The sequence below is a fragment of the Geminicoccus flavidas genome, assembly GCF_009806515.1.
Lineage (GTDB): Bacteria > Pseudomonadota > Alphaproteobacteria > Geminicoccales > Geminicoccaceae > Geminicoccus > Geminicoccus flavidus.
On record NZ_WUJP01000827.1, the window covers coordinates 1 to 10,702 of the forward strand.

The 10,702-nt window shown below is 67.1% G+C and carries 11 protein-coding genes and 1 pseudogene; 10 read left to right on the forward strand and 2 right to left on the reverse strand.

Annotation, left to right across the window (positions count from 1 at the left end):
* The 3 genes and pseudogenes from EQG76_RS23710 to EQG76_RS23720 form a co-directional block, all read left to right on the forward strand.
* The coding region (locus EQG76_RS23710; protein ID WP_159716941.1) for an ABC transporter permease at positions 1-401 on the forward strand (401 nt) is incomplete at its 5' end.
* A 137-nt stretch (positions 402-538) separates the two neighbouring features.
* On the forward strand, positions 539-1,570 hold the full coding sequence (locus tag EQG76_RS23715) for an LLM class flavin-dependent oxidoreductase (RefSeq protein WP_159716972.1): 1,032 nt from the start codon (positions 539-541) through the stop codon (positions 1,568-1,570).
* Between the two features lie 392 nt (positions 1,571-1,962).
* Positions 1,963-2,822: pseudogene (locus tag EQG76_RS23720) on the forward strand (hypothetical protein); the annotation flags it as partial.
* Between the two features lie 461 nt (positions 2,823-3,283).
* Here EQG76_RS23720 and EQG76_RS33640 read toward each other — a convergent pair.
* Positions 3,284-3,475, reverse strand: a complete 192-nt coding sequence (locus EQG76_RS33640; protein ID WP_159716943.1) for a transposase — start codon at positions 3,473-3,475, stop codon at positions 3,284-3,286.
* Between the two features lie 409 nt (positions 3,476-3,884).
* Positions 3,885-4,115 carry a DUF6898 family protein gene (locus tag EQG76_RS23730; protein WP_159716945.1) on the reverse strand — a complete coding sequence of 77 codons (231 nt, stop codon included), beginning with the start codon at positions 4,113-4,115 and terminating at the stop codon, positions 3,885-3,887.
* Positions 4,116-4,374: 259 nt separating this feature from the next.
* Here EQG76_RS23730 and EQG76_RS23735 point away from each other — a divergent pair, with 259 nt between their 5' ends.
* The 7 genes from EQG76_RS23735 to EQG76_RS23765 form a co-directional block, all read left to right on the forward strand.
* Complete coding sequence (locus EQG76_RS23735; RefSeq protein ID WP_159716947.1) at positions 4,375-5,292, forward strand: ABC transporter permease subunit; 918 nt, start codon at positions 4,375-4,377, stop codon at positions 5,290-5,292.
* Between the two features lie 4 nt (positions 5,293-5,296).
* Positions 5,297-6,769, forward strand: coding sequence for a high-affinity branched-chain amino acid ABC transporter permease LivM (gene livM, locus EQG76_RS23740; protein ID WP_235031532.1), 1,473 nt, complete (start codon positions 5,297-5,299; stop codon positions 6,767-6,769).
* Entirely contained in the window at positions 6,766-7,614 is an 849-nt protein-coding gene (locus EQG76_RS23745; RefSeq protein WP_159716949.1) for an ABC transporter ATP-binding protein, read from the forward strand. The genes livM and EQG76_RS23745 overlap by 4 nt, the downstream gene beginning before the upstream one ends.
* Positions 7,614-8,321 carry an ABC transporter ATP-binding protein gene (locus EQG76_RS23750; protein WP_159716951.1) on the forward strand — a complete coding sequence of 236 codons (708 nt, stop codon included), beginning with the start codon at positions 7,614-7,616 and terminating at the stop codon, positions 8,319-8,321. Before EQG76_RS23745 ends, EQG76_RS23750 begins: the two co-directional genes overlap by 1 nt.
* A 15-nt stretch (positions 8,322-8,336) precedes the next feature.
* Positions 8,337-8,687: a DUF6867 family protein gene (locus EQG76_RS23755; RefSeq protein WP_159716968.1), complete on the forward strand. Its 351-nt coding sequence runs from the start codon at positions 8,337-8,339 to the stop codon at positions 8,685-8,687.
* A gap of 127 nt (positions 8,688-8,814) precedes the next feature.
* A complete protein-coding gene (locus EQG76_RS23760; RefSeq protein ID WP_235031533.1) occupies positions 8,815-9,933 on the forward strand; it encodes a branched-chain amino acid ABC transporter substrate-binding protein in 1,119 nt (372 codons plus the stop codon).
* Between the two features lie 134 nt (positions 9,934-10,067).
* The coding region (locus EQG76_RS23765) for an amidohydrolase (protein WP_159716970.1) at positions 10,068-10,702 on the forward strand (635 nt) is incomplete at its 3' end.

Genomic DNA, 10,702 nt, shown 5'->3' on the forward strand with positions numbered 1-10,702 from the left:
TGAGCCTGGCCATGGTGCCGATCGTCGACCTCGACCTGATCCATCCCTTCTACCTGGTCCACAGCGTGCTGGCCGCCTCAGTGATGCTCTCGCTGCTGGGCCTGCTGGGCGGGCTCTGGGCGGAGAAGTTCGACCAGATGGCAGCGGTCACCAACTACGTGATCACGCCGCTCTCCTTCCTGTCTGGCACCTTCTACTCGATCCACGCCCTGCCCGAGCCCTTCCATCTCCTGGCCCTGGTCAACCCGTTCTTCTACATGATCGACGGCATCCGCTACGCCATGACTGGCCATGCCGACGGCATGCCGGCGCTGGGCGCGGTGATCTTGACGGTGACCGTGGTGCTGCTCTGGTACCTAGCCTACCTGGCCTTCCGCCGCGGCTGGCGGCTCAAGGCCTAGCAGGCGCTAAGCCGCCGCGACCGGCCGTACCTTTGGAGAAACATTCTGATCCCTGGCACGGCCTCTTCGCCGGCTGCCCGATCCTCCCCATGTCAGCGCCGGACCGGCGGCGGGCCGGTGGGACGAGGGGAGTGACCATGGAGCTCGGCATCTACAGTTTCGGTGACACGACGCCGGATCCGGTCACCGGTGCTGTCCCGCCGGCCGCCGGCCGCCTGCGGGACCTGGTCGAGGAGATCGAGCTGGCCGACCAGGTCGGGCTCGACGTGTTCGGCTTGGGGGAGCATCACCGTCCGGACTACGCGATCTCGGCACCTGCGACCGTGCTCGCCGCCGCTGCCGCCCGCACCCGGCGGATCCGGCTGACCAGTGCAGTCACCGTGCTGGGCTCGGAGGAGCCGGTGCGGGTCTTCCAGCAGTTCGCCACGCTGGACCTGCTCTCGGACGGCCGCGCCGAGATCATGGCCGGACGCGGCTCCTTTATCGAATCCTTCCCGCTGTTCGGCCTGGACCTGAACGACTACGACGAGCTGTTCGCCGAGAAGCTCGACCTGCTCCTGAAGCTGCGCGCGGCAGAGCGGGTCACTTGGTCCGGCCGGCACCGGCCAGCCCTGCACGACCAACCGGTCTATCCGCGCCCGCTCCAGTCCCCCCTGCCCGTCTGGATCGCGGTCGGCGGCAACCCGCCCTCCGCGGTGCGCGCGGGTACGCTGGGCCTGCCCATGGCGCTGGCCATCATCGGTGGCCAGCCCGCCCACTTCGCGCCGCTGATCGAGCTCTACCGCGAGGCCGGAAGGCGTGCCGGCCATGATCCGGCAAGCCTGCCGGTCGGCATCAACTCGCACGGCTTCATCGCCGACGATTCCCAAGACGCCGCCGACATCGCCTTTCCCTATTATGCCGACGTGATGGGCCGGCTCGGCCGGGAGCGCGGCTGGCCCGCCTATACCCGCCCGCGCTTCGAGGCCAGCCGCTCCCCGCGCGGCGCCGACTTCATCGGCAGCCCGCAGCAGGTGATCGACAAGATCCTGGCCCAGCACGAGATCTTCCACCACGATCGCTTCCTGCTCCAGCTGAGCCTAGGCACCATGCCGCACGGCAGGATCATGCGAGCGATCGAGCTATACGGCACGGTGGTGGCACCGGCGGTCAGGAAGGCATTGGGATAAGCCAGGGGAAGGTCATATCGAGGGGTTGCCCGGGACCGAATTCGGCAAAGGCATGATCCGGTGCACGAGGTCCAGGAACTCGTCAGCGCTGACCGTGCCCGCGGCAACCGCATCCGCGAGGTACGGACAGATCTATCCCCGCGCTTTGGTTGGATCGACGTGAAGAAGGTTGGCCACGAGGCACCGGTTCTGCAGCGGACTTGGCTGCCGCCTCGATGGATCTGTCTTCCGCCACGGGACGCAGGCTGGCGCTCGTTCAGCACCGAGCGGATGGCGGCGTATCGCTCAGGGCCTGGTCTCGGAGCGACAGTACACTGTCGCCACGGCAAGCTCGCCTAGCTGTTTGGTCCAGGGTGTCATGGTGCATGATCTCGTGAACGGGCGAACGCGCTATGGCACCAAGTCTTCATGGTTCAGCCAGAACGACGCCGCGCGTTCGAGCCGAACCCCAGGACCGTCGCCAAGTGGCGCCATCGGACCACGACCGCCGATCTGCGGATGGGACCATCCCGGCCGCACAGCTCCGTCCTGACCGAGGCCGAAGAGGCAATCGTCGAGAGTTCCGGCGGCGTGCCCTTCTGTCGCTCGATGACGTGCTGGGCTGCTTGCGGGAGACGATCCCCAAGCTCTCGCGCAGCGCCCTGCACCGATGCCTTGTGCGCCACGGCACCTCCCGCTTGCCAAATGGCGAGGAGAAGGCGCCCCAGCGCAAGCGCTTTGCCAAGACCAGGATCGGCTACATCCACATCGACGTCTGCGAACTGCGACTGGGCCAGGGCAAGCTCTTCATGTTCCTGGCAATCAGCCGTCAGCAGACGGCTGATCCGTCTCCTGCAAGGAACCGGTCCAGCAGGACCGGGAGGCAACCGCGTCTCGAAGTTCGCCCACGTCGCCTTCTTGGATGCCGACACCAAAGCAAACGGCGCCGCCTTCCTAGGCGGGGGTGGTCGAACTCTTCCCTTGCCGGATCCATACCGTCCTGACCGATAACGGCCTGCCCCGGACCTAATCCGGGGGCATGACCTTTGCGACCTACCAAGGAGTCGTGGCCGCAACCCCGAGATAGAGCCTCTCTTCGGCGGCCATATCTTCGACCGCGTCTGCGACAAGCACGCAATCACTCACAAGCTCACCAAGCCCTGTCATCCCCTCCGCAGGCTCCTGCCTGCGACCTTTGCAGGAAGCGGATCGATGGCCTGCTGGCCATCGATGGATGCATGGCCAAGCCGAGCGGATGAACCGAACCGTCAAGAGCCTGCCCTTGGGCAAGGACCCGAGGGAGACGCCACCATCAAGACCTTCCACTATCCCAGCCTGCAAGCCGTGCGATCCAATGTGCTCCTTTCGTCACCGCCTACAACTTGGCCAAACACCTCGAGGCACTGCGATGGCGGACACCCTTTCAGGCAATCGGCAATGTTTGGACGGTTGAGCCCTCCATCTTCAAGAGCAACCCGCACCACCTCGTCCCGAGACCGCACAGTGCCCGGATGGTGCTGCCGTCCCAAAAGGCCATGCCGAACTGCACGCCGTGCTCCTGCGCCATGGCCAGCCGCCGTTCCCATATGCCCAGTCTTCTCCATCAGCCGTCAGCAGACGGCTGATCCGGTCTCCAACGGAGCGGCGGCCAGCAGGCCGCCAAGGGCGGATGAAGGTCTGCGCCGCCATCCACCATGATCCGTCCGCAGGCGGATCATCCATCGCCGCAGGCGTTCAGGTCAGCCGACCCGGACGGGATCCAAGCTCCGCTGGCAGGCTGCGCCACTTGGCACCGTTCGGACAGCGCCAGATGATCGCCAGGGTGGTCCGGCGCAGGTCATGGTGCTGCGTCTTGTGGTGCGGGCGGCAGGCCTCGATCAACGGCGCCAGCACCGCCCACTGCCCATCCGTCAGCACCCCCGTCATCCGCCATCCCATCCGCTGCTCACCACATAGCAGATGGGAACAGACTTCAGGAGCTAACGGGGCCTAGTGGCCGGTGGGATCCGGTTCGGCTGCCAGGGCCGCCGGTCGATCGCCAGCCTCCCGGCCCCGTTCGGCACCCTCCTCGTTGTCCTCCCTCGGTCGGACCTGCAGGGTGTCGCCGGCGGGCCGCCATGCGAGCCACGTCATTCGCCCTGGCCGACCTCCTTCAGGCTTGGCGCCGGCAGCGGCCGAGGTGGAGCGGGCGTGGCAGGGGCCGGTGCCGGGGATGGGGGATCACGGCCAGGCGGTTCGCCCGCCACGGGCTCGCCTTGTGCCCAGGGCAGCCGGTCCCGCCAAGCGCGGCATCGGCCGGGCAATGGCGCAGCTCCCGGCCAACGGCCGGCAGGCATCAGTGTGGTCCTGGCCGCCGGCGGCCGGCGGCGCGGTCCAGCGCCCAGGCCAGCTTGCGCAGCGCCAGACGCTCCAGGGCCGAGTGGTCGCCGCTGGCACGACCCTGGATCACCACCTCGGTGCCGCTGCCGGGATCGATGGCGGCCACGCGCAGGAGCGTGCCGATCCGCCGGTGCTCCAGAATCGGCGGCTCGCCGGCCGCGACGAAGTCGAGATCATTGCGTTCCATGGCACCTCCATGGGAATGCAATCTAGCCGATCCGGGTTAATGAAGCCTTGTCGCACAGGGGGTCGTGCACGGGCGTGCTGCCGCCGTCACGGCGGGTGCCACGGATGTATCGAGACACTTGAGAGGCCGCCGGGCTTCGTGTACCGCCTGGGATATATCGAGGGGTGCGGCGCGAAACCATCGAGGCTCGACCGGATCGCGGCGCGTTCTCGTCTGCTGCCCGGGGGGACGCGCACCTGCCGCGGGAGCCTCATCCGGGATGGAATACTTTCTCCAGCAGCTGGTGAACGGCGTCACGCTCGGCGCCGTCTATGGCCTGATCGCGATCGGCTATTCGATGGTCTACGGGATCATCGGCATGATCAACTTCGCCCACGGCGACATCTTCATGATCGGCGCCTTCCATGCCCTGATCGTGTTCCTGATCCTGGGTGCCGTCGGCATCTCGTGGCTGCCGCTGGCCCTGCTGATCGTGCTGATCGTGGGCATCCTGCTGACCTCGCTCTACGGCTGGTCGGTGGAGCGGATCGCCTATCGCCCACTGCGCTCGTCACCGCGCCTGGCGCCGCTGATCTCGGCGATCGGCGCCTCGATCTTCCTGCAGAACTACGTGCAGCTGGCCCAGGGTGCCAGACCCAAGCCCCTGGCGCAGATGGTCTCGGGCGGCATTACCCTCGTCCAGAGCGATGCCGGCTTCGCCGCCCGGGTCAGCTATATCCAGATCGTGATCGTGCTGCTGACGCTAGCCCTGATGGCGGTGTTCACCTGGCTGATCAAGGGCACCGCACTTGGCCGCGCCCAGCGCGCCTGTGAGCAGGACCGCAAGATGGCGGCACTGCTGGGCGTGGATGTCGACCGGACCATCTCGCTCACCTTCGTGATCGGCGCCTCGCTGGCCGCCGTGGCCGGGCTGATGTTCACGCTCTACTATGGCGTGATCGACTTCTTCATCGGCTTCGTCGCCGGCATCAAGGCGTTCACCGCGGCGGTGCTGGGCGGGATCGGCTCCCTGCCGGGTGCCATGCTGGGTGGTCTCCTGATCGGGCTCATCGAGGCGTTCTGGTCGGGCTATTTCTCCGTCGAGTACAAGGACGTAGCCTCGTTCGGGGTCCTGGTGCTGGTGCTCATCTTCCGCCCCACCGGCCTGCTGGGCCGTCCCGAGATCGAGAAGGTCTGAGGCGATGACGGGTCTTCTCGCTGGACTGGACGGCAACAGGCTGCTGCGCCACGTCCTCGGTGCGGTGCTCATCACCTTCCTGATGACCAGCCTGATCGTGGGGCTGGAACTGGTGGCGACCCAGACCGGGCTGTCGCTCCGGCCGCGCTACCACATCGTCCTGTACTGCGTGGTGGTGGTGGCCCTGGGCTCCACTGCGGTGTTCGCGCTGGCCGAGCGGAGCTGGCGCCTGCCCATGCTGGTAGGCGTGGTGATCGCAGCACTCCTCCTGGTGCCGCTGCTCACCGGCAACCTCGCTTCGGACCTGGCCTTCCTCCTGCCGTTCCCGGTGGCACCGCTGAACTGGCTGGCCCTGCTCCTGCCGGCCTTCATCCTGATACGCGCCGCCCAGCTGGCCTATGCCTCGGCGCGCCCGCCGGCCGCCGCCGCCAGGCGGCGTGAGATGACCCGGACCGGCAAGCTGGTCTCGCTGGGCCTGGGCCTGCTACTGATCCTGGTGGCCTTCGCCTTCCCGATTTCCCCCTGGGGCAGCCGGCAGCTGGTCGACATCCTGACGATTGTGCTGATCTACATCATGCTGGGCTGGGGGCTGAACATCGTGGTGGGCTTGGCCGGCCTGCTCGACCTGGGCTATGTCGCCTTCTATGCGGTCGGCGCTTATTCCTACGCCCTGCTTTCCGAATATTTCGGCTGGAGCTTCTGGGTCTGCCTGCCGCTGGCCGGCCTGTTCGCCGCGAGCTTCGGCATCGTCCTGGGCTTCCCGGTGCTCCGCCTGCGCGGCGACTACCTGGCGATCGTGACGCTCGGCTTCGGCGAGATCATCCGGGTCGTGCTGATCAACTGGTACGAGTTTACCGGCGGGCCGGACGGGATCGGCGGCATCCCGCGCCCGTCCTTCTTCGGCCTGCCGTTCCAGGCCAACCCGCCCAGGGACGGTGGCGAGACGTTCGCCAGCTTCTTCGGCCTGAGCTTCGACCCGTACCACCGGATCGCGTTCCTCTACTATCTGATCCTGGTGCTGGCGCTGTTCACCAACTGGTTCACCATCCGGATCCGCAAGCTGCCGATTGGCCGGGCCTGGGAGGCGCTGCGCGAGGACGAGATCGCCTGCCGGGCGCTTGGGCTGAACCCAACCAACGTGAAGCTCGCGGCGTTCGGCATCGGCGCGATGTTCGCGGGCTTCGCCGGCAGCTTCTTCGCCGCGCGCCAGGGCTTCATCAGCCCGGAGAGCTTCGTGTTCATCGAGAGTGCCGTGATCCTGGCGATCGTGGTGCTGGGCGGGCTCGGCAGCCAGCTGGGCATCGTGTTCTCCGCCGCGATCCTGATCGGCCTGCCTGAGTTCTTCCGCGAGCTGGAAGACTACCGGATGCTCGCCTTCGGCCTCGTCATGGTGCTGATCATGATCTGGAAGCCCACCGGCCTCGTCTCGCATCGCGATCCGACCATCCGGCTTCATCCGCGGGGAGACGGGCGATGACGCCGCTCCTCACCGTCGAGCACCTGACCATGCGCTTTGGCGGCCTGGTCGCGGTGGACGACGTGTCGTTCACCGCCGAGCAGTCGCAGATCACCTCGATCATCGGCCCGAACGGGGCCGGCAAGACCACCATGTTCAACTGCCTGACCGGCTTCTACCAGCCGACCACGGGCCAGCTCACCCTGGCGGGCGAGCGCGGCGACTTCCTGCTGGAGCGGCTGGACGGGCACCGGATCGTGCGCGACGCCGGTGTGGCCCGGACCTTCCAGAACATCCGCCTGTTCACCGGCATGTCGGTGCTGGAAAACCTGATGGTCGCCCAGCACACCGAGCAGATGAAGGCGTCGGGCTGGAGCATCAAGGGCCTGCTGGGGCTGCCGTCCTACCGGCGCGCCGAGGAGGAGGCGGTCCACTTGGCCCGGTCATGGCTGGACCGGATCAACCTGACCGAGAAGGCGGACTGGCCGGCCGGGGCGCTGGCCTATGGCGACCAGCGGCGGCTCGAGATCGCCCGAGCGATGTGCACCAAGCCAGTGCTGCTTTGCCTGGACGAGCCGGCCGCCGGCCTGAACCATACCGAATCCCACGAGCTGAACGACCTCCTGCGCTGGATCAAGGAGATCCACGGCATCGGCATCCTCCTGATCGAGCACGACATGAGCGTGGTGATGGGGATCTCGGACAAGATCGTGGTGCTGGACTACGGCAAGAAGATCGCCGAGGGCACACCGGCCGAGATCCGCGACGACCCCAGGGTGATCAAGGCCTATCTGGGCGAGCCCGAGGAAGAGGACCTGCCTGACATCGTCGCCGAGGACCTCGACCTGGACCCGGGAGCGCGCTGATGCTGGTGATCGAGGGCATCCACGCCTTCTACGGGCGGATCGAGGCGCTCAAAGGCGTATCGCTGGAAGTGAAGCAGGGCGAGATCGTCACCCTGATCGGTGCCAACGGGGCCGGCAAGTCGACCCTGCTCATGACCATCTGCGGCCAGCCGCGCGGCCAGGGCGGGCGGATCGTGCTGGAAGGCATCGACATCACCAACATGTCGACCCACCAGATCATGCGCCGCGGCATCGCCCAGTCGCCGGAAGGGCGGCGGGTGTTCCCGCGCATGACCGTCTACGAGAACCTGCAGATGGGGGCGATCAACGTCGATCCCGGCCATTTCGAGGGTGATCTCAAGCGCTGCTTCGAGCTGTTCCCGATCCTGGAGCGCCGGCGCGGCCAGCGCGCCGGCACGCTGTCCGGCGGCGAGCAACAGATGCTGGCGATCGCCCGGGCGATGATGGCCAGGCCCAGGCTCCTGCTCCTGGACGAGCCGTCGCTGGGTCTCGCACCTTTGATCGTCCGGCAGATCTTCTCTGTCATCAAGGAACTGAACCAGCAGGGCGTGACCGTGCTGCTGGTCGAGCAGAACGCCTTCCACGCGCTGAAGCTGGCGCACCGGGCCTATGTGCTGGTCAACGGCCAGATCACCATGACCGGCACCGGGCGCCAGCTCCTGGCGGACCCGGAGGTGCGGCGGGCCTATCTGGAAGGCGGGCACTGAGGGGGAGATCGCGCCATGTTCGAAGCGGTGACCGGCCAGTCGCTTGGCGTGTTCATCGGGCTCACCCTGATCCTGTCGGGGGGGGCGGCCATGGCGATGGGCCGCGCCATCGCCCGGACCTGGCGGCCGATCTGGCAGATCGTGCCCTATGGCCTGCTCCTGGGTGCCGCGGATCGGTTCATGTCCTACGCCCTGTTCCAGGAGCCGCTCCTGCACCTGTCGGGATTCCTGGTCTGCTCGGCGATCCTGATCGGGCTGGCCTTGCTGGCGCACCGGATCGCGCGGACCAACAAGCTGCTCTCCCAGTACCCGTGGTTGTACGAGCGGGCGGGGCCGTTCGCTGTCCGGGAGCGTTCCGGCGGCTGATGAAGGTCGCGCTTGCGGGACGATTAAGCGGCGTTAAAGTTGCAGAAGTTCGGCGCGTCCAACCCCGGTCGAGGGCAGCGTGCCGTGAAGTGGATCGGTGGGGTTCTTTCGACAGCGGGAGCAGAATATGCAGCTTTCCAGGTGGATGACCGGTGCGACCTTCGCCGCAGCACTGCTAGGCAGCACGGCGATGGCGCAGGCCGAGATCGTGATCGCTTCCGCAGGTCCCATGACCGGTGCCTATGCTGCGTTCGGCGAGCAGCTGCGCCGCGGTGCGGAACAGGCCGTCAAGGACATCAACGCGGCCGGCGGGGTGAACGGCGAGCAGCTCAGGCTCGCGATCGGTGACGATGCCTGCGATCCCAAGCAGGCGGTGGCGGTCGCCAACGATCTGGCCGACCAGGGCGCGGTGTTCGTGGCCGGCCACTTCTGCTCTGGCTCCTCGATCCCAGCTGGCGACGTCTATGCCGAGCAGGGCATCCTGCAGATCTCGCCGGCCTCGACAAATCCCGCCTATACCGAGGGCCCGTTCGAGAACGGCATCACCACCGTGTTCCGGACCTGCGGCCGTGATGACCAGCAGGGCGACTTCGCCGGCAAGTGGCTGGCCGAGAACTACAAGGGCAAGAACGTCGCGGTGATCCACGACAAGTCGACCTACGGCAAGGGCCTGGCTGACCTGACCAAGAAGTTCATGAACGAGGGCGGGCTCCAGGAGGTCGCCTACGAGGCGATCACCGCCGGCGACAAGGACTTCACCGCGCTGATCACCAAGTTGAAGTCGCAGAATGTCGAGGCGATCTATTTCGGCGGCTACCATACCGAGGCGGCGCTGATCGCGCGCCAGGCGGCCGAGCAGGGCCTCAATGCCCCGCTGCTCTCAGGCGATGCGCTGAACACGATCGAGTACGCCCAGCTGGCCGGCCCGGCCGCGGACGGCACCCGGTTCACCAACGCCGCCGAGGCGCGCAACCTGCCGACTGCGCAGAAGGTGGTAGAGGAGTTCAAGGCCAGCGGCTACGACCCGGAAGGCTACACGCTCTCGACCTATGCCGCGGTGCAGGTCTGGGCGGCGGCCGCCAACGAGGCCGGCACCACCGATGCCGCCAAGGTCGCCGAGACGATGCGCTCCAAGCGCTGGGACACGGTGATTGGCTCGATCGGCTTCGACGAGAAGGGTGATCTCACCGAGAACACCTATGTCTGGTTCGAGTACAAGGACGGCAACTACACCCAGGTCCAGTAAACAGGGGGCCGTCGAACGCGGCCAGGGGCATCCTTGGGTGCTGCCCTGGCCGGCATCCGGCTGTTACAAGGGAAGGGAGCCCGGCCTCGGGCTCCCTTCATGTTTTTGGACCGGCCCCCCGAGCGGAGTGATCGATGCGGATACCTGCGGCAATAGAGGCCCTCGTGCCGGAAGTGACGGCCTGGCGGCAGCATCTGCACGCGCATCCGGAGCTGGGCTACGAGGAACATGCGACCCAGGCCTTCCTGGCGGACAAACTCAAGGAGTTCGGCGCCGACGAGGTGGTAACCGGCATGGGTGGCACCGGGGTGGTGGCACTGATCCGAGGCCGGCGGCCGGGCAACCGGGCGATCGGCCTGCGCGCCGACATCGACGCCCTGCCGATCACCGAGCTGACCGGCAAGCCCTATGCCTCGACCAATCCCGGGCGGATGCATGCCTGCGGTCATGACGGCCACACCGCCATGCTGCTGGGTGCCGCCAAGCACCTAGCAGCGTCGCGCGACTTCGCCGGCTCGGTAGTGGTGATCTTCCAGCCGGCCGAGGAGGGCGGGGCCGGGGCAAAGCGGATGATGGACGACGGTCTGTTCCAGCGCTTCCCGGTCGAGGTGGTCTACGGGCTGCACAACTGGCCGCAGATGCCGCTCGGCACCTTCGCCATGCACCGGGGCCCGGCCATGGCCGGCACCGACGAGATCCGCATCGAGATCGCCGGCAAGGGCTGCCATGCGGCGATGCCCAACACCGGCGTCGACCCGATCGTGGCGGC

What these genes read in the sequence shown, in the direction of transcription:
- EQG76_RS23715 (WP_159716972.1), top strand. Translation starts at nt 539, where the DNA reads ATGGAGCTCGGCATCTACAGTTTCGGTGACACGACGCCGGATCCGGTC.
- EQG76_RS33640 (WP_159716943.1), bottom strand. Translation starts at nt 3,475, where the DNA reads ATGACGGGGGTGCTGACGGATGGGCAGTGGGCGGTGCTGGCGCCGTTG.
- EQG76_RS23730 (WP_159716945.1), bottom strand. Translation starts at nt 4,115, where the DNA reads ATGGAACGCAATGATCTCGACTTCGTCGCGGCCGGCGAGCCGCCGATT.
- EQG76_RS23735 (WP_159716947.1), top strand. Translation starts at nt 4,375, where the DNA reads ATGGAATACTTTCTCCAGCAGCTGGTGAACGGCGTCACGCTCGGCGCC.
- livM (WP_235031532.1), top strand. Translation starts at nt 5,297, where the DNA reads ATGACGGGTCTTCTCGCTGGACTGGACGGCAACAGGCTGCTGCGCCAC.
- EQG76_RS23745 (WP_159716949.1), top strand. Translation starts at nt 6,766, where the DNA reads ATGACGCCGCTCCTCACCGTCGAGCACCTGACCATGCGCTTTGGCGGC.
- EQG76_RS23750 (WP_159716951.1), top strand. Translation starts at nt 7,614, where the DNA reads ATGCTGGTGATCGAGGGCATCCACGCCTTCTACGGGCGGATCGAGGCG.
- EQG76_RS23755 (WP_159716968.1), top strand. Translation starts at nt 8,337, where the DNA reads ATGTTCGAAGCGGTGACCGGCCAGTCGCTTGGCGTGTTCATCGGGCTC.
- EQG76_RS23760 (WP_235031533.1), top strand. Translation starts at nt 8,815, where the DNA reads ATGCAGCTTTCCAGGTGGATGACCGGTGCGACCTTCGCCGCAGCACTG.